The sequence below is a fragment of the Pseudomonas poae genome, from assembly GCF_001439785.1.
GTDB lineage: Bacteria > Pseudomonadota > Gammaproteobacteria > Pseudomonadales > Pseudomonadaceae > Aquipseudomonas > Aquipseudomonas poae.
The window spans coordinates 98,544-116,384 of the sequence record NZ_JYLI01000009.1; the positions used below are offsets into that span (position 1 = coordinate 98,544).

The following is a 17,841-nucleotide window of genomic DNA, read 5'->3' on the forward strand; positions in this document are numbered from 1 at the left end:
TGCGAATCACTGCACATGCTCCGCAGCCGTAACAACGAGCTGTTTTTTCAGCTCGCTGCGCGTCTTGCAGATGCCTGCCAGGTAGGGCAAGTCCTCAAGCACCTTCGGCGCTCGCTGACCACTTGGCACATTCCGGTAGCGGTCGGAGTACCAAATATCAGCCATGGTGACTTCGTACTGACTGGTCAACCACAACAGGTAGTGCTGCGCCTGTTGTTCGTCCAGCTCCAGTTTTATGGTGATTTTGCTCATTTCGGCCACCAGTAAGTTGCAAATTACCCCTACCCACGTGGTGCGGGCATCAAACAGGGAGGGTTTTGGATTAGTGCGGGAGGTTGCGAGTCAGCAGCAGGCGTGTGGGGAGCAAGCGTGCTGAAACGGGATGTCGCTGTTGGGTGCAGTTGTCGAGCAGCAAGATCACCGGGCGGAAAGGGCCGCTGGTGGGATGGATACCCAACCAGGCCACACGCTTGCAGGTCATGCTTTCGAACTCGGCCACCGCCAGTTCAGCGATCCGCTGCACCAGGTGCGTGGGCACTTCAAGCGACTTGGTCAAGTACCGTGTGCAGTTCTCTAAAAGCTGGCTGTCGCCGGCAAGATGCTCGCAACGGTGACGGTACAGATAGGCCACGGCCGCTTGTTGCATCGCGGCACGGTAGTCACTGGCGGGGTTGGTAGTCAGGGTGATGGCGTTCATATAGGTGCGGCCTCCATTTCCAGTTGATCCAGCAAATCGGGTTGATCGGTCTTTGCCGTGAGGTTCTGTCGAGCAAGGAGGCGCACTTTGGTGGGCGCCATGGGCAGAACGGTAAGGGGGCGCTCGATGCCTGATGGGCTCAACTGGTACTCCCAAACCAAAGAGCCGGAAAACGTGGCGCCGCACAGCAGGTTGGTGCATTCCGAATACATTGAGCGGAAGCAAGGCGTCTGCCCCTCGGAGGTACGTATGCGCATCGAGCTGCCGCAGCAGGGACAGACCAGCTTGTAGGTGCTCAATGCTTTGGCCCCCGGCTGTGCAGCAGAATCGTTGCCAGGACTTCGGAGTGACGAGCCGCCATGTAATGGCTGTGAGCGCGCAAGATCGCCTCGGCTTCGTCCCGCTCGATGACGCCGTCGTCCAGTGCCTTCGCAATGATCTGGTCGACCACACCGCGCTTGGCTGCTGCACGCACTGAACGGTTGTAGAGGTCCACGTTGTCCAGTGTTTCAGGCTTGGCAAGGGGGACGAACATGCCGCCGTACATCGCTGCGATGTATTCCGGCAGGTAGGTGGTGCCCATGTCCTGCTCCAACAGATGTATCTGTTCATCGCTCAGGGGGCGACTGCCGGCGTTTTCGTAGATGTGGTTATCGAACTTCTTGAGTTCGTATCCAAGGCGGGCTGCAGCGCATTCCCGGCCACCTTCGTAGTCGTTGATCACTGCGCTCATTACCTGGCGCTTGGTCGCTAGAACTGGGCGTTTCATCTTCTGGTTTCTCCCTGGAGTCATCGCCCCTACAGTCGTTTCATACAGCCGGTGCTGAGTTTTGCTCGGCGCTTTCCGCGAGGATTCCCGGCAATATTTCTTTGCCGATCATCCGAGACAGGTCTCGTAGGATTTGGAACGTCAACCTGCCACGGGGCAGCTTGTTGTTTCCCGCCCAACGCTGAACCACTTGCGTCACTGTGCGCACCTCATAGCCATGGCTTAGGGCGAACTGACGGAAGTTACTGCCACGCTCGATCAGTCGTGCTTGGATCTGGCGTTTTTCCATGGCTTGGCTCATGGTTCGAGTGTTCCTAGTTGGTTAAGATGTACCTGTTTGTTCGCAGTATACGCACCAAAACGGGTGCGTCAATTGGAATTCATGAAAAAATGAGTATAGCCGCTCGCCTGCGCAGCGTTATCGACGACAGAGGCATGTCTATTAAGGAGGCCTCAGAGGTAGTGGGGATCCCATACAGGACGCTCCAAAACTACCTTCTGGGTGAGCGGGAGCCCAACGCGAAGGCCATGGCTGCCATTCGCACTCATTTGGGTATAAGCCTGGATTGGTTGCTGACAGGCGAAGGCTCTATGTGTCTGGGTGTTTCGGCCGAATCATCGGATGCGCGGACCGTTAATCAGCAGGAGGAGGCCATCCTTGAGCTCTTCCGGTCGCTTGGAGAGGCAGGTAAGCGGGAGATACAGAGCGCTGCTGAGGAAAAGAAACGCTTAATGGATGTCGAGCAGCGCCTCAAGGATTTGACTGAAGCCCTTGCCGATACCAAACGGCCAGCATAATCTGTACCCATTAAGAACGGATCGACCAGGCAGGAAGGTAGAAGGTTCGGTCTTGAGGTAGCTGCGGAGATGATGTTGCAAGAGGGCAGCCATCAGCGCTGCCAATCTGACCACAAGGAGAGTGTCCAATGCTTAGCTTGAATAATCATATAACCAGTATTGGTTTATCTGAACGGTCAGTTTGCATATCAAAACTCGCTTCGACATTAAATATCTTCAGCTTCCAACTTAGCGCTCATGCTTTATGGGATTTATCAATCCAATAAAAAACGTTTTTTGTACTTGTGGTTTTGTTCGGGGAGAACATTGTGGCCAAAGCGGAGCTTCTTATAAAGGATTTAAAGTCCAGGGCTGGCATAAATATCGCTCAGGCAATATTAAGAGCGGCTAAGTTGCCAACGGCGAGAAGTTGGACAGAGCTTGAGGCGATTATTATTCAAGCTATAAATAAAAACCCCGCTATATATGATGCCCTCGTCGCAGCCCTGAGAGTTCAGCTAGTCTGTGATATGAAGGCTACATCCTATTTTTCAATTGAACCTGAAAAAAAGCTAGCAGTTAAGGAAGCATTGCTCGCGGCTAAAATTGAAGATACAAGCTTTTCAAAGGCATTTCCTCTGTCTATCCCAGTTGAAGAGTTGCAGAATGATGATGGTGTCCTGAAAGCTATACACTCATTTTCAGATGATTTTGGTGTGGGGGTGATTTTTTCGCGAAAGCGTGTATTTAGCATCTCCGAAGAATACAGTCATGAAAAGTTTACTGACTCCATGCTGGAGCAGTTTCCTAATCATGATAAGATCATTGCGATAAAAAATTATTATCATCAGACGTTTGATGTTGTCTATCTTAATTATGAGTATAGTGTTTTAGAGTTGCGCGCCGATATCACCAGAAGTGACAGTCTTCTGCAAACTGTTAAGCAGCAAGAGAAATCATGTACGGATCTGCGAAACCTAACTCAGTTGTTTTTGCTGAATAGCTTGAAAGAGAAGGTGATAGGTGCACCAAGAAACCTATTTCCTCTGATAAAGAAAATATATACAGATCCATCTGGAGCTATTAAAAAGCTAGGCTTTTCGACCGTCACGGGATCTATTAAGACCGAGACTATGAAGGGTGGAGTGGATTTAAGGCAGGAGCCGTTTCACTTAAATGGTGCCAAGGCGATTAACCATGAAATGACTTTGTATGAAGTGGCAATTATATGGCACCGTATTGATATAGATAGCGTCAATTCAAAGCCTGAATTGTATGTTCCTGGCACGCATATGAATTCAGTTTCACTTGAGCCCCGTTGTGATTTTGCTATACTCAAAGGCATACGATCAAATTGCGACACAAATTTTGTGTTGAAAAAAATGGCGTCTTTCGAGAAATGATTAATATCAACCATTTATACGAAAAAATTCGAGCCGAGACGTCACCTCTCGGGTTGGATGGTTTTTGCTATAAATTGGTTGATTTGGTTTTGAGTTCTCCAACTAATCACCCTGCATACACATATGCGGCACTTACCGATGCTGTTGGTGGGTGTGATATTGAAAGTTTGCAGCGTGCAATAAATTATTTAAAATCTTCTCCCATAAACCTGTTTGTGCAGCAATACCAATATATGGATATTGAGGGCGTGCCCTACGATATAAGTCGAGAAGCTTTGCAGGCTGCGATATTAGATGACGCTTTGTGTCATCCAGAAAACGGATTTCAAGATCGTGATTTTCGTGAGCGTGTTTATGTTCTATACGTCGCCGATAAAACGGTGCTTCAGTTATGAATGTAAGTGATATTTTACAGTTGCCAGACAACAGTTCTGTTAAGACATCTTTTCTTCAGGATGTAGTTACAAACTATGATTCTTTTTGTGACCTTGTAGAAAATAGGGTTTTGGATGTCGCGCTTGAGCTAGAGCGCAATAAGCCTTTGTATCATGAGATGGGTGAGGATCAGCTTACCGGGATTTTCGTTATTTCTTTAAAGATCTCAGGTTTAGATGCGGATCATGATACGTTTAGAAATGGGCATGTGGATTTGCTTGTTAAGAATGGTCGTTATGAATGGATGGGTGAGGCAAAACTAGATAACGGGCCTGCTTATTTAATGGAGGGCTTTCGGCAGTTGTCCGATCGTTATACTGACGGAAATCCTACGAGTAGTAGAGGTGGTTTGTTAATTTACACGCAAAAACAAAATAAGACAGTCTTGATGGATAATTGGCTTGCCCATGTCTCTGGGAATTATGAAGTTCCGGTGGAATGCGTGGAAAGGTGTCAGGAAACTTTATCATCTCGTACCAAGCATACTCATCATGCCACTGGGATAGATTACAAGATTAGGCATATTGCAGTTTCGCTCTACTACAAACCGACGGATAAGAGTGCTAGGAATAGTAAGGCAAAGTAAGTCGTCTAGCGGTCTTACGATTTTGTCAGTCGCTTATATTCTCTTTCGGTTGCGCGCTTTGCAGTTTTTTCACTTGCATATAACCACCGCAACCGCCTCGGCTTCGTCTGATCCCCCGCTGTAACTGTCTTTTCCTTCCCGGTTTTCTGATCGCGGTAGTAAGCGATTATCCCCGTGTAATCACCCTGGTTCTCTTCCGCCAGATCTTCAACGTTGTCCTCCGGCAACTTGCTCTCCAGCTCCAGGCTGACGGTGTAGCCGCCATCCGGGCTCAGATTGTGTTGCACGTTGCCCCCGTACCAGATGATCTCGTCGATTTCCGCTTTAACGCCCTGGAGCGTATAGGTCAGTTCGGGGATCAGATCCGGCCGGCCCATCGCGAGCGTGTAGCTGAGCGTGGCACTGCCGCGTTGCAGGCGTCGAAACTCGGCCCTTGCAGCCCTCAGCGCAGATTGCTGGTCGCTGTAGGTATGGCGCAGGTCTTTAAGGTTCTCGCCACCGCCGGCAATCGCTTCCTGTTTCTTGGCGCTGTGTACGTCGTAGAAATAGGCGCGCACACCGTCGTAGCTGTCGCGATCCGCCTGCAGGTAGCGGTGCTGATCGCCGTCGGCGCGTGTGAGGGTAATGTGGGGCAGGGGAAGCCCACTGGCGGTCTTGCCGCCGCCTGCAGGGATGCACAGCAGGCACCCGGCCTTGACGCTGGCTACCGCGTCGAATTCTTCGCCTAGGCGGGTGATCAGGTTGGCGTCCGATTCGTTGGCTTGGTCAAGCTGCAGGATCGGCAACGCACCGAGCGCGCCAGCCACGGTGGAGGTGAGGTTGTTTCCCATGGCAATATCGCCGATGACTTTGCCCAACGTAGTGTTGCTCCAGCTGCGCTCGCGCTTGGTCTTCAGCCCTTTGCGAAAATCTGCTGACCGAGCGCGGATGCTGAGTACATCCGGCGCGCCGCTGTGCTCTGTCTCGTCGACGGTGTAGGTGCCCTTGTCCACCAGGCCGGTGTCGCTCCAGCCCAACCACAAGCGAAGTACTGCGCCCTTGGGCGGTATCGACAGCATGCCGTCATGGTCGCTCAATGTGATCGTGAGCTGGTCGGCCTCGACGCCACGGTTGTCGGTTAGATCCAAGCTCATCAGCCGCGGACTGACCTTCATGGCGATATCGTTGCCGTCCACCGTGAGACGGAAGGCCGGCACAGGATAGGCGGCATCCCGGACGAAGCGTTCCGCCGTATCCACGAGGTAACCGGTGACTTTGGACAGCGCGGCCTCTATCACAGCAGCCCCCGCAGAATGTTGAGCCCGGTGCTGGTAGCGGCACCGAGCAGGTCGATACGGTCATCATCGGTACGCTTGAGCGTGAGGGTGAACTCAATACGCCGTGGCGTGCCGTCTCTGAAGAACACGGTTTTGGTCTCGCTCAGGCTCTCGATCACCCACAACCCGTAAATCCGACCGGTGCCCTCGACCATCGGCCAGGCCTTGCCGGTGTTCGCCATCAACCGCAAAGCATCCAGGCTAAGCACGCTGCCGGCCAGCTCCGGGAGGATGATGCCGGGGAGGGTAATGGTGTCGTCGCCACGGCCGACAAATTGCAGCGCGGGTGGTGCACCGACGCGACTGTTGCTGGCATGGCGCCAATTGGTTTGGCGCTGCAGCTCTTGGTAAGCGAGGGTCGATAGGCTGAACACGAACATGCCGAGGCTGAGCATCATGGTGATTAATCCCGGTCCGATAACTTGCTGCGCTGACGGGCGCGTTTCTCGTTTTCAATCTTGTTGAGCATGCCGCGCAGGCTTTTCTCCATGGCTTGCATGTCCATGCCAGGCGCAGCAGCGATAGTGATCTGGTAGGTGTCGTGACTGTCGTAAACCGTCGATGTGCCCGCGCTGCTGATCGGTGGGCGATCATCGACAGCCAACGCCGGCATGGCTGTTGCGCTTAGCGCCAGAGTACCGGCGGCTGTCAGTTGTTTGCTCATGCTCGACAAGGCGTTGAGCGGCCCTTTCTGTCCACCCTCTAGGCCTTTTGTCAGCCCTTCCATGGTGAAACCGCCCAGTTCCGCGAACACGCGGGACGGGCTGTGGATGCCTAGCTTTTCCTTGAACCAACCGATGCTGGAGTCACCGATTGAGCTGATAGCGCCCTTCACAGCGCCGAGCCCTGCGGTCAGGCCATTGACCAGACCGTTGACGATCATGCCGCCGAACTCGGTGAATTTCCCCGGCAGATCTACGCCGAAGTAATTCATCACCCCGGCGAACGCCTGGTAGAACAAGCCAAGCGGACTAAAGTTGGTGATCAATTGCAGGATGCCGGCGAGGCCCCGGTCAAAGCTGGCTTTGATGGTGGTCCACACGTTGACTGCGCCGGTTGCGATAGAGCCGATGCTTTGCAGCAGGGTCATGATCATGTTGCCGATGGCCGCGCCAAATCGCTGGCCCATCGACTGTGCTGCACCGCCGACGTCTTCGACCGGTTTCAGCAGGTCGGTGAACCAACCGATCACTCCACTGATGCCGGAGGAGATCATGCTGAACAACGGGCGGACAATGCTGCCAAGCAGGCGCAACGCGAAACCGATAATCGGGATGGAGTAGGCGGCTTTCGCCAGGCTGATCAGCAGCCCGCCGAACTTACCAAACCCGGCAAGGACCGGCAGCAGGGCTTCAGTGAGTCCCTGCCAGAAGCCGAGGAAGAATCCTTTAATCGGCTTCCAGTATTTGTAAATCAGCGCTGCAATGGCGAATAGGCCAGCGACAGCGGCGATCAGCCACCCGACCGGTGTAGCAAGTATGGCTGCGCCTACCGCGCTAATTGCGCCGCCGAGCATTGGCAATACGCTGACCGCAGCAATCCGTGCGGAGCTGACTAGCGTAGGGATAACGCTCATCATGCCGCCAGCGGCACGACTGGCTGTGACCGTCTTCCAGATTCGGCCCATTCGGCCGACCTCGGTACCGGCGCCGGCGGCAGCAATACGGGTGCCGATCAACTGAGCTTTGAAGCTGCCCAAGCGAATGCCAAACAGCGCCATGCCATACCGCAGTACTGCGAAGGGGCCGAGCATGCTTGCCATGGTCAACGCCAAAGTACCGAACACCAGAGCCGCCGCTGCTACGGCGGCGACAACTTTGACCAAGCCCGCGGCCAGCTTCGGATTTTCCCGTGCCCAGGTGCCTACCCTGTTTGCGATTTCACCGGCTGTATTGATCAGGTCTTTCAAGTCGGCGGCAACTGCTGCACCGAATTCAGCCATGGCGTTGGTGAAGCTACCCTCAGCGGCGTCCATGACGTTGGTGAGGGTGCCGAGCTGTTCGTTAACGCGGGTGCGCAGATCGGCCTGGACTCTCAGCTTTTCCTGAATTTCCTGATAGCCGGCCAGCCCCTTGTTCATCATGGTGTTCAAGGTGGTCATTGTTTCAGCGTCGTCGCCAAAGAGCTTACTGATGACGGCTGTACGGTCGGTATCGTTCAGAACCTTCAGCTTTTCGACTTGCGCGTACAGGTTCTCCAGGCCAGCAAAGTTGCCTTTGTCATCCGTGAATTTGAGAGAGACGCCCTTGTTCGCGCCTGCTGCGATGCTGTTGGCTTTATCGACTTTGTCTTGATTCAAACCTGCCTGGAAAATTTTACGAAAAGCGTTACCTGCTGAGCTGCCGTCCATGCTGGCCTGGTCCATCATGATGAGCAGTGGTGCGAGTTCTTTAGCTGCATCAATGCCCGACTTCTTGATGACATCCATGACAGGTGAGATTTTGCTGAAGCCCTGAATCATGTTGCTTGGATCCATACCTGCATAGAAGCCGCGCTGGATGGTGTCCATGAGCCCCATCATGTCTTTTTCAGTGGTCCGCGTGGCGTCCTGCATTTTGGCTGCAAACTCAGCCGCCTGAGTGGCTTCCATCTTCATTTGCACGCCGAGATATGCTGCTGCCTCCCCGGTGCCGCCCAGGATGCTTTGGGCACTGATGCCCTGCCGTCGAAGCATCGTCATCATGTTCTGGAAGTCGGCCGTGGTACCTGGCAGCCGGTCGCCGAGCTTGGTGGCCAGGTCCGTGATCTTCTGGAAGTCGGCGGAAACCTTGCCGGTGTCGTCCATCATCGACACCTTGAGCTGCGTGGCAGAGTCCTCATTCGGTGCAAAGGCTTTGATTGCCGACACCACGGGCCGGCTGGCGGCGTACCCCACGCCAAGCCCGGCGGCACCAGATACAGCAACACTACCGGCCAAACCCTGAGTTTTATCGTAGGTAGCTCGGGCCTTCGCCAGGCTGTCCTGCTTGCGCTTCAACGCATCCAGGTGGTCCATCTGCAATTTCATGGCCTGGGTGGCGGTGTCGATATCGCGCTTGAGCTTCAACTCGTGTGCGCCCAGGGCATTGGTGCTGATGCCGGCGTTTTTAAGCTGCACGCCGAGGTTGCCGAGTTTTACTTGCTGCTGGCCGTACTGCTCGCCCAAGCGTTTCGACTCGGCGGTGTGCTGTTTCAGTAGCGCGAGCTGGTCCTTGAACGGGGTTTCCAGGCGGCGGATCTCGTCGCGCAGACTGGCATGGCCTGCACGACTGGTGCGCAACTGCGCGTTGTTCAGGGTGAACCGGTCAGCCAGGGTCTTTTCCTTGGCTGCGAGCTGGTCCAGTTGCGTTTTGCGCTCCCGCTGGGCGGCTGTGAGGCGCGTGTATTCGTCATGCTGCGCTCGGGTCAGGGCATTGCCCTTCTGCATCACGGCATTGAGCACGGCGATCTGGCTGGCGGATTGGCGGTGTTCGTCGCCCATCAGCCCCAGGGCATTGCGTGTCCCGGTGAGTTCGCGCTTAAGGTCGGTCTGACTGGTTTTGAGCGCGTCAACCTTCTGCCTGGACTTGTCGAACAGCGCCTGGGTCGGCGCGAGCTGCTGCCGGACTTTGGCCGTCTCGCGGGCGAGTTCGCCTACCTTGGTGTTGTTGGCGGCGAGCGCCTCGGATGTCGTGCGGGTTGCGGCCTGCAGTTCACGCCATGCGCCTACGTCGCGTTGCTGGGTGTTGAGTTCTTTCAGGCGGTCACGAGCAGCCTTAAGGGCGCGGGCGGTTTCCTTGCTACCGCCCGTGATTTTGTTCAGCGGACCTGTGGCTTTGTCGATGGCGCTGAGCAGCACCTGAAGTCTCAGATCATTCGCCATCGTTGGAACTCCGCACCCTGGCGCGCTCGCGCCAGTCCATCAGGTCTTGCAGGCCCAACTGATCCATATCAGCAGGTGCCCAGTGGAAAACCACGGCCAGATCGGCCATGGCGTCTTCTATGCGACGAGGGATGCATCCGTCTTCGCCGACTTCTGCAACAAAAAACCAGAGATTTTGCTGCTCAGGGCCAACAGGTCGGCCGGGTCCATGCCGGCGACTTCGATGGCGGTAAGGCTCGGAGAGCTGATGCGCGGCAGTACCTTGATCAAACTGCCGACGTCCATCTGCAGCAGCTCCACCAGGCTCACGCCGCGCAATTCGCCGGAGTTTGGCTTACGCAGGGTGATGCTCTCGATGCTGGTGGTGCCACGACGGATCGGCGTGTCGAGGGTGACGGTGTTGTCGTCGGCCAGCTGCTGCACGTCGGGCTGTTCGGTGGTTTCGTTCTTCATGGGAGTTGCTCCTGGTGATTAAAGTGTGAGTCCTGATCGAGCGTGCGGGATCAGATGCCCATGCCGGTGCGGTGCTTCTCCAGCATGTCCACGCCATTGACCTTCTCGACGAAGTTGAGCAGGTCGATTTCGATGATTTCTTCGCCATCCACGGTCAGCTTGTAGTAGCTGCAGGTGGTGGTCATGGAGTGCTCGGTGTCCTCACCAGGCAGGGCATCACCCATCTCGATGGTCTCGTGGCGACCGCGCACGACGACTTCCACGTTGCTGACTTCGCCCGTGTCGTCTTGCTGGTAAGGGCCAGAGAACCGCAGGGCCACGCTGGAGGCGTTGACCGCGCCGAACTGGCGCAGAGAGATCAGATCGAGGCCACCGGTCTTCCATTCGAACTGGATGCCGTCGTCGGACATGCCCAGGTCAGCTTTGACCGGGCCATTCATGCCGCCGCCGCGATAGGCTTCCATCTTGCGGCCGAGGGAGGGCAGGGTGAGGGACTTCACCAAGCCGAGGTAGCTGTTGCCGTCATTGAACAGGTTGAGGTTTTTGAGCTTGCGAGGCATTGCCATGGCGGTGTTCTCCGGGATACGTGTTCAGGGTGAACTCCCCTCGCGGGGAGGCCCGGTTTAGCTGTTGATGCCCTTGGCGAAGTCGATCAGGTAACGGTCGGTGATTCGCTGGCGGAAGGTGAGGTCTTCGAGGGGTGGCACGGGGGTGTAGTCGTAATCCACCCAGAGCTTGCCGGCCTTGAGGGTGTCTTTGGTGTTGATGTCGTCCGGGTACCAGCAGCTGCCGCCGATCAGGTAGCCCTGGGACTTCAACTCGCGCATCTTGGCGTTCACGCCTTCGACTAGGTCGCGTACCAGGGAGGCGTGCATCGGGCGGTCGATGGCCCACATGTGCGCTTCGGCCATGGTGTCCGCGAGGATCTGCGCGGTGCGGGTGTAGTTTTCGAAGGCGAACAACGGATCATCGCTGCAGGTGCGGCTACCCCAGAAGCGGAAGCCGTTGGCGTTGATCAGGGTGGTGACGTCGTTGCTGTTGAGGTAGTTGGCGTCGGTGGCCGGGTTCTGCAGATCCCAGAACACGTCAGCGCTGATGCCGGTGACGCCGCTTACGGCCACGTTGGACAGGGTTTTGTGCCAACCTGTCTCCTGATCGATCTTGGCGCGCAGGCCCAGCGCACGGGCCACTGCCGAGGCGGTGGTGGTCTTGTTGGCGACGGTGTCCCAGTTCTGGAAGTCCGGCCAAATCACCATCATTTCGCGGGCGCCGAAGTTCGCGCGGTAAGCGACCACCTCTTCCTTGGTTTTGCAGCCCCAGGCGCTGACGTAAGCAAAGGCGCGAAGGTCTTTGGCAATGGCTCCGAGGGCGGTGGCCACCTGCAAATTGTCCAGGCCAGGCACGCCGAGAATGCGTGGCGCCATACCCACGCGGGACTTGGCGGCGAGCAGCGCTTTCATACCGGTGTATTGGCCGTTGGGTGTGGTGCCCCCGATCAGGGCACTAGTGGTGGCCGCTTCGTCGGCGCCTTCCTTGACTCGCACCACGATGACGTAGGGTTTGGTCTGGTCGGCGATACCTTGCAGGCTCGCGGCCAGGGTGCCCTTTACGCCGGCTTTGCCCACGGCGGTCTGCACGTTGGTGAGCAGGACGGGCGTGTCCAGGGGGAAAACGAGAGGGTCCGCATCTTCAGCCGTGCAAACCATGCCGATAACTGCGGTGGGAATAGTGCGAATGGGGCGGGTGCCGTCGTTGAGTTCGATGACCCGCACGCCGTGGAGATAATCGGCCATGGGTTATGCCTGCGCTGTGATGGAATGACAGTGCAGAGGTTGCCGCGCGCGCGCCGGCTGGGCGAGCGCGGCACCTTGTAGGGAGGGCGCTTACAGGGGCGGAAAATGGTTAGCGGATTTGGTCGGCGATCCAGACTGGGGGAACTGGTCGAGCCTCTTTGTCTGGAAAAAGCTTTATGGCCGGCCAATCGCGCAACGCCTGGACATAGTCCAACAGCTCGCCGGATTGTTCTGTAGTCAGTGTTGTGGGACGTGCCGAGTCCACCTCATCACGGTGACGCTCACGCAACCATTTCACGCTTTCGATTTCGGCTTCACGCCATGCCCTCTCCGGGATCGCTGGATCAACCGTGAAAGCGGGCTCAGGCTTTCCGCCATCAGCCAACCACTCTTCAAAGTCAAGCCAATATCGGTGGCCCTTTGGAACCGTTGCGCCATCTGATAGCCGGAGCACAGTATTGGGATCATTGGTGAGTTGGTACGCCATGTCGACTCCTAAAGTTCAGCGTCAGCTGTTGCATGGATGTAATAGGTTTGAGCAGGAACTCCAACATCGCTGTTATCGACAGATACGGTCCGTGTTCCAATGATCAGTGCCCTTGCATTAGCGCTTGAAATTGCATTGCTGCCTGATCGCCATTGACCGTTAGTGCCATCCCCCATCGGCCGATAGAGGCGCACGCTTGGAACAGCGCGCTTTTCAACCTTGAATTGCCACGCAGCCACCGGCTGACTAGACGAGTTCGTCTGTCCTTGATAAACAACGCTGATTAATGCCCCTGATACATCAACCCCATCGATAGGGGTAATGTTTTGTGAAAACGTTTTTTCAAAGTATCGCTGACACATTGCCAGCTCTTGCTGGAGGGGACGCTTTTCAAATTCGGTAGCAACTGAGCCTGCTTCTAACTGCGCAGAGGCCAGCACAATGGTGTGTGCAGCAGATACCTTAGAAACAATAATTAGCTCGATGTAATCATTGTTATTGTAACCCTTGGTCTTTCCAAGTATGGAGCTAACATTGAAAGTTACTGTATGTTTTTTGTAGTCCCGAGTTACTTCTATATCTTGGAAGTGATCAACATCGAGCGATACGTTACCACCTGTACCAAATGTTTGACGCAGAATAATTGTGCACGTTTGTTCGACTGTGGAGTTCAGATAGAAAGACGCCGTCAATGTCTGACCGGCGCCGGTCTCAACACCTTCAATTCGTTGTCGAATATTTGAGCCGGCCGACCCGGCTGTAAAGCTGGCACTCAGCGCCCATTTCGCGCCATTAAAGCCCTTACCTAATGTGAACGGTGTCTTATCCCATTGCGCGGTAACGCCCGCAGGTACGAAAACCATCCAACGATCAGCCGTATAAAGGGCGTTAGCGACAGTAACCGCACCGCTACTACCACGCTGCCAAATATCCAGATTGCCATTGATCAGCAGATTCTTGCGATATACCTGGCTTGGGAATTGTTGATTCTGACTTTCGATTTGCGCCCTGACTGATTCAGTGTTGGTAACCTTCTTAGAGCGGTCATCAACTGCGGGCGTAGGCACATTCTGCCCACCTGCCCACTGAAAGGTTAGTGTCGTGGTGCCCAGGATGATTGGCCCGTCAGTGGTTAGGTGCCAGAGCGTGTCGCCATTGGTAACACCACGTTCTACGTGGACCAGCAGACCTGGTGTCACCTCGCTACCGATATCAGCATCCGCAGTACGGGTCCAGATTTCGGCGGTGGTGAGGTAAAAGCCATTGTCTTTACCCTGGACCTGATCTTTCACCAACACCCGCGAGCCCACCGGCACTGCTACGCCGTCGATTGTTTGCGCACCCGCCAGCACGATAGGACCGGTAGTCGCGACCAGTACCGACTGTTTCACGTCCTGCTGATTGATCGCATCAGTGATGGAGTCCGTAACGAACTTACGGGTGGCGAGCACCACCGCTGGATCGATCATCAGCACCACGTTTGCCGCGCTGGAGACGATGAAGTTCATGCGCACCACTTGCGTCCGGCCGGAGCCCTGAGACATCAGCGGCTTGTAGCTGGGCGCGCAGTTCGCCACCGCGACCAGGTCGCCGTCACCGTCGTACAACCCAATCTCACGAATCCACCATCCGCCTTCGTCGGCCGGAATGATCTGCTCGGCGATAAGGATGTTGGAATTGGCGGGGTCAATCGAGAGCTTATTCAACGGGCGGCGGCGGCGCTCATTGATCAGCTTCTTCTGGCTGCGATCAGGAATTGGATCGGTACCGTTCGCATCACCCACGCCCATTTCGGTGAGTTTCCAGGGAATGCCCAGCGCGTCCGCGTTGGCCTGTTTAGCTTCACCGACAGCGGTGAGAATCGCAAAGAACTGTGAGTTGGGATCAATCATGGGTAGATGTCCAGTGTGTCGATGGAATGTTCCCGGCCAGCGGCGCCGATGTAGCACGTGAGGTTGATAACCCCTGGTACTGGCGGATAGATATCGAGGGTGTCGATGGTGTGTTCGCGCCCAGGTGCGCCGATTACGCCCGTGGTAACGATGTCGCGGAGGACCGGCGGATATACGTCGATTTCATCGCCGTCATATGTGCTGGCGAAAATGTTTATGCCGCCGGTGGTTTCGAGGCTAATGGCCAGGCCGGTCAGGTGGCGCGTGACGGGCCTGGCGTCGTCAATGAGCCAGGTCAGCTCCTCGTACATTTCCTCAGTGATGCCGGTTTCCAGTACGCCCACCTTGATGGCAAACGTACCCGGTACGCCGTTCGGTGTGGTTTGCCACCACTCCAGCACCTCGATCAAGTAACCGAGCGGCTCCACGACGCGGCGTAGCGCACCGATGGTGCCTTTGCGCGAGTGGATGTAGTGGGATGACCGGATGGCAGCGCGTTTCGCGGCCTCCGTCCACCTACTGTCCCAGCGATCAACCGAGAAAGCCCAAGCCAGATAGGGCAGCAGGTCGACGGGACAGGTGTCCGGGTTGCAGAGCTGTCGCAAAGGAATGGGGACGCGTTGGATCTGCGCGAGCGCCTGTGCCGCCTGGCGCTCAATCGGCGTAGCGTTTCCCGGTAACAGCTGCTGCGCACTCATCACTCAACGCCTCGGCTCAATGTGATACCGGTGCAATACGGCGCCTGAGCCTTGGTTGCAACGATGTCCGCCCAGCCCTCAAGCTCGACCTTGCGCACGCCTTCGACGTGGAGCGCGGCATGTAGGGCCGATTCCGAGACCTCCATGCCCAAGCGGCGCCGTTGATGTACGTAGGCCAGCAAACGTTGCTCAGCAGCAGCCAGGATAGGTTCCGATTCCGGGCCGCTTGACAGCAAATAGAGCTTGGCCTTGACCTGGTAATTCAGAATTTGCGCGCCTTGAACGGTGAGACGGTCGGCCACCGGCCGGCGGTCATCGTCGCTCAGGTAAGCGTTGACGACGGCAAGCAGCTCGGGGGGCGCCGTGCCATCGCCCAACAATGATTGAACCGTGACCACGGCGACGGCAGGCGAGGGGCTTTCGGCGGTGGCGTCGGCCACGCGACCATCCGCGGCCCGGGCGTGGAAGATGTAGCTGTTGCGCGGGCCGGCAGTGCTCAATCCTTCCCAGGCCATTTGCGCACGCTCGCGCAGGCTGTCGTCGCTTTCCATCAAAGTAGGGATCGGCGGCACGGCATTGGCCTTGCCTTGCTGAATCACCAGCCGCTTGACGTTGAAGTTGCCGGCCAGCTGTTCCAGGTCAGTGCCACGCGCGGTGGCGAGCAGGTTGGCAAGCGATGCTTCGTTGACTCGCTGACGCCATACGGTCTCGCGGTAGGTGTTTTCCTGCAGCAGCTTGGTGAGCGGCTCCGACTCTATCTCCAGGCGTGCCGCGATCTGGGCCTGCTCTTCGGCCGGCCAGAGGCTGATCATGTACGCCTTTCGCTCGGCCAGGATCTGTTCGAAGTCGATCTGCTCGACGATCTGAGGCGGCGGCAGCTGGCTGAGGTCGATGGCGGCGAAACTGTTCATACACTGCCTCCCAGCTGCAGCGGCACGCTGAGGCTCAGCGGCTCATTGGTATCCACCACAGTGCCCTCTAGAGCGATCGAGGCCTGGCCCTGCATGTTCGCTCCCGCGAACTGCATACGGCTCAGGCTGATGCGGGTTTCCCAGCGCATAAGGGCCATGACGGTGGCCGCGTAAACGCGCAGACGGTTGACGTCGTTGAAGGGGTGATCCACCAGCTCTGGCACCAGGCTGCCGTATTCGCGGCGCATTACACGCGTGCCAATGCGCGTGGTGAGAATGTCGGTGATCGCCTGACTGATGTGCTCGCGCTCGCTGATGGCGCCGCCGGTATGTCGATTCATGATGGGATGGGCGCCCCGGATTGATCGCCGCCAGCCCTGACGCCGGTGTGCGGGTGTTTGACCAAGCTGACGCCGGCTGCAACCACGTCAATCGACACGTCAACCCGACCGGTGACGGTCTGATTGCCGGTTTGGTTGTAGTCGCCTTTGTGCGTGATGTCGCCGACCAGGTTGATGCCGCCAGTGCTGATCAGGTTGGTGGTGCCGCCGTCGACCAGCGTGGCGTTGAGGTGGTGGGCAACGCTGTCGTATTCGATCACCGTGCCGTCCGAGTAGGTGCGACGGTGCAGGCCGGCGCGGTTACCGTTGGCCGGGATGTGGTCGCTGAACACGCCTGTCACGACGATGCCGTTGGCGAGCTGGCCCGATGGGCTGAGCAGGATCACTTGTTCGCCGACAGTGGGCGGGTCCCAGTCGCGGTCGGCTCCGGCGCGCAATGCGAGCCAGGGAAGCCAGGCCGTGGTCAGTTTTCCGGTTGTCACCTGCACGCGCGGGGGCACCATCTGCACGGCGGCGATGACGCCGAAGCGAATGAGGTTTTCGAGCAGGCGGGCGAGGGCGGCTAAGTCGTTCATGGCGCCGATGGTGGCGCCACGCGTGCACGACTGCAGCTCTGGAGAGTTGTATCGGAGGGAGTTACAAGCTCAAATCAGGTGTTCTGAGTCGGTGGTTTTATTTTCGGTGATCGAGCCGGCCGCGGAGGAATTTTGTCCGCTATAGATTGTGTAGCCTTACCACTGATCACTGTTCGGTGAATGAACTGTTCCAGAGTTGTCAGTAATGTCTTGAACTCATCTCGGTTTGGAGACCAAGCGCGATGAGCTGCTGCACTTCCTGCATCAGTAACTACCTCCAAATTTTTGGACTCTGTTTCACCGATAAAACCTTCATTGAAAAGATGTTTGACCTTTGCCTCCAAAGAAAGTGAGGGGTCAATTTTTAGGATTTCTGTACTGCGATCAAATGCTGTTCTTAGACCAACTGAAGCGAGGATAAATGAAGAATGTTCATACGCCTGATACATTTCATTAAGAATAGAAAATAGCTGAGGGTCGATTGTTGCGATGTTCCAAACCCAGTCGGGCTTCTCAGTTTCTTTTTCTGGTGCAGGGAAGGTTATGTTTGTAGTCGGGTAGCACATAACGTCTTGCTTTGATTCTTTGTCATAGACATAGTCAAAATCCTCAGAGTGCCAGCTTGACTGGTGGAAGAAGACTTCTTCGCAACCGCGGCACTCAGCCAACCGGTAAACAGTATGTCCCCATTGCTCATGCATTCCGTCTGACCAGTCCCAAGGTCGATCCAGTTGGCCGTGAACGACACAGACCCTATCTCCCTTACACCGCGGGCAGTGAGCTTTGAACGTTTTATCCATGCCCGTTATTTCTCCTAGTAGAAGGCTAGCTTTTAATCAGCAAAATTTTGCCTAACCTTTTACTCGC

General features: G+C 56.2%; 23 protein-coding genes. 4 read left to right on the forward strand and 19 right to left on the reverse strand.

Going from position 1 to position 17,841, the window contains the following annotated elements:
• Positions 1-6 precede the first annotated feature (6 nt).
• From TU75_RS12715 to TU75_RS12735, 5 genes are all read right to left on the reverse strand, one after another.
• Positions 7-252, reverse strand: coding sequence for a hypothetical protein (locus TU75_RS12715; RefSeq protein ID WP_020302910.1), 246 nt, complete (start codon positions 250-252; stop codon positions 7-9).
• Between the two features lie 70 nt (positions 253-322).
• On the reverse strand, positions 323-697 hold the full coding sequence (locus TU75_RS12720) for a hypothetical protein (protein WP_060549119.1): 375 nt from the start codon (positions 695-697) through the stop codon (positions 323-325).
• Entirely contained in the window at positions 694-996 is a 303-nt protein-coding gene (locus TU75_RS26525; RefSeq protein WP_082630389.1) for an ogr/Delta-like zinc finger family protein, read from the reverse strand. Before TU75_RS26525 ends, TU75_RS12720 begins: the two co-directional genes overlap by 4 nt.
• Positions 993-1,466 carry a YmfL family putative regulatory protein gene (locus TU75_RS12730; protein ID WP_014717543.1) on the reverse strand — a complete coding sequence of 158 codons (474 nt, stop codon included), beginning with the start codon at positions 1,464-1,466 and terminating at the stop codon, positions 993-995. The genes TU75_RS26525 and TU75_RS12730 overlap by 4 nt, the downstream gene beginning before the upstream one ends.
• Before the next feature lie 40 nt (positions 1,467-1,506).
• Entirely contained in the window at positions 1,507-1,755 is a 249-nt protein-coding gene (locus tag TU75_RS12735) for a helix-turn-helix domain-containing protein (RefSeq protein ID WP_044483570.1), read from the reverse strand.
• 38 nt (positions 1,756-1,793) lie between these two features.
• On the opposite strand from TU75_RS12735, the gene TU75_RS12740 reads away from it, so the two are divergent.
• From TU75_RS12740 to TU75_RS12750, 4 genes are all read left to right on the forward strand, one after another.
• Positions 1,794-2,264, forward strand: coding sequence for a helix-turn-helix domain-containing protein (locus tag TU75_RS12740; protein WP_014717545.1), 471 nt, complete (start codon positions 1,794-1,796; stop codon positions 2,262-2,264).
• A gap of 308 nt (positions 2,265-2,572) precedes the next feature.
• On the forward strand, positions 2,573-3,646 hold the full coding sequence (locus TU75_RS12745) for a hypothetical protein (protein ID WP_141719192.1): 1,074 nt from the start codon (positions 2,573-2,575) through the stop codon (positions 3,644-3,646).
• Positions 3,643-4,041, forward strand: a complete 399-nt coding sequence (locus TU75_RS27330; protein WP_141719191.1) for a hypothetical protein — start codon at positions 3,643-3,645, stop codon at positions 4,039-4,041. The genes TU75_RS12745 and TU75_RS27330 overlap by 4 nt, the downstream gene beginning before the upstream one ends.
• Positions 4,038-4,667 (forward strand): hypothetical protein, encoded by a 630-nt coding sequence (locus tag TU75_RS12750; RefSeq protein ID WP_060549122.1) that lies wholly within the window; start codon positions 4,038-4,040, stop codon positions 4,665-4,667. Before TU75_RS27330 ends, TU75_RS12750 begins: the two co-directional genes overlap by 4 nt.
• Positions 4,668-4,681: 14 nt before the next feature.
• Here TU75_RS12750 and TU75_RS12755 read toward each other — a convergent pair whose 3' ends face one another.
• From TU75_RS12755 to TU75_RS26535, 14 genes are all read right to left on the reverse strand, one after another.
• Positions 4,682-5,944 carry a phage late control D family protein gene (locus TU75_RS12755; protein ID WP_060549123.1) on the reverse strand — a complete coding sequence of 421 codons (1,263 nt, stop codon included), beginning with the start codon at positions 5,942-5,944 and terminating at the stop codon, positions 4,682-4,684.
• Positions 5,941-6,381, reverse strand: coding sequence for a phage tail protein (locus TU75_RS12760; RefSeq protein ID WP_020302917.1), 441 nt, complete (start codon positions 6,379-6,381; stop codon positions 5,941-5,943). The genes TU75_RS12755 and TU75_RS12760 overlap by 4 nt, the downstream gene beginning before the upstream one ends.
• A 5-nt stretch (positions 6,382-6,386) precedes the next feature.
• On the reverse strand, positions 6,387-9,824 hold the full coding sequence (locus TU75_RS12765) for a phage tail tape measure protein (protein WP_060549124.1): 3,438 nt from the start codon (positions 9,822-9,824) through the stop codon (positions 6,387-6,389).
• Complete coding sequence (locus TU75_RS26530) at positions 9,814-9,933, reverse strand: GpE family phage tail protein (RefSeq protein ID WP_082430453.1); 120 nt, start codon at positions 9,931-9,933, stop codon at positions 9,814-9,816. The genes TU75_RS12765 and TU75_RS26530 overlap by 11 nt, the downstream gene beginning before the upstream one ends.
• 8 nt (positions 9,934-9,941) lie before the next feature.
• Positions 9,942-10,277, reverse strand: a complete 336-nt coding sequence (locus TU75_RS12770; RefSeq protein ID WP_060549125.1) for a phage tail assembly protein — start codon at positions 10,275-10,277, stop codon at positions 9,942-9,944.
• 50 nt (positions 10,278-10,327) lie between these two features.
• Positions 10,328-10,843: a phage major tail tube protein gene (locus tag TU75_RS12775; RefSeq protein ID WP_060549126.1), complete on the reverse strand. Its 516-nt coding sequence runs from the start codon at positions 10,841-10,843 to the stop codon at positions 10,328-10,330.
• A gap of 57 nt (positions 10,844-10,900) precedes the next feature.
• Positions 10,901-12,070 (reverse strand): phage tail sheath protein, encoded by a 1,170-nt coding sequence (locus TU75_RS12780; RefSeq protein WP_060549127.1) that lies wholly within the window; start codon positions 12,068-12,070, stop codon positions 10,901-10,903.
• A 109-nt stretch (positions 12,071-12,179) separates the two neighbouring features.
• The gene (locus tag TU75_RS12785; protein ID WP_060549128.1) at positions 12,180-12,557 is read right to left on the reverse strand and encodes a hypothetical protein; all 378 of its coding nucleotides are present in this window, start codon (positions 12,555-12,557) and stop codon (positions 12,180-12,182) included.
• Between the two features lie 8 nt (positions 12,558-12,565).
• Positions 12,566-14,449, reverse strand: coding sequence for a phage tail protein (locus tag TU75_RS12790; protein WP_060549129.1), 1,884 nt, complete (start codon positions 14,447-14,449; stop codon positions 12,566-12,568).
• Complete coding sequence (locus tag TU75_RS12795; protein WP_060549130.1) at positions 14,446-15,147, reverse strand: phage tail protein I; 702 nt, start codon at positions 15,145-15,147, stop codon at positions 14,446-14,448. Before TU75_RS12795 ends, TU75_RS12790 begins: the two co-directional genes overlap by 4 nt.
• The gene (locus TU75_RS12800) at positions 15,147-16,058 is read right to left on the reverse strand and encodes a baseplate assembly protein (protein WP_060549131.1); all 912 of its coding nucleotides are present in this window, start codon (positions 16,056-16,058) and stop codon (positions 15,147-15,149) included. Before TU75_RS12800 ends, TU75_RS12795 begins: the two co-directional genes overlap by 1 nt.
• Positions 16,055-16,399, reverse strand: a complete 345-nt coding sequence (locus tag TU75_RS12805) for a GPW/gp25 family protein (RefSeq protein WP_060549132.1) — start codon at positions 16,397-16,399, stop codon at positions 16,055-16,057. Before TU75_RS12805 ends, TU75_RS12800 begins: the two co-directional genes overlap by 4 nt.
• Positions 16,396-16,974: a phage baseplate assembly protein V gene (locus TU75_RS12810; protein ID WP_060549133.1), complete on the reverse strand. Its 579-nt coding sequence runs from the start codon at positions 16,972-16,974 to the stop codon at positions 16,396-16,398. The genes TU75_RS12805 and TU75_RS12810 overlap by 4 nt, the downstream gene beginning before the upstream one ends.
• 74 nt (positions 16,975-17,048) lie before the next feature.
• Positions 17,049-17,774 carry a DUF4145 domain-containing protein gene (locus TU75_RS26535; protein WP_082630391.1) on the reverse strand — a complete coding sequence of 242 codons (726 nt, stop codon included), beginning with the start codon at positions 17,772-17,774 and terminating at the stop codon, positions 17,049-17,051.
• Positions 17,775-17,841: the final 67 nt, after the last annotated feature.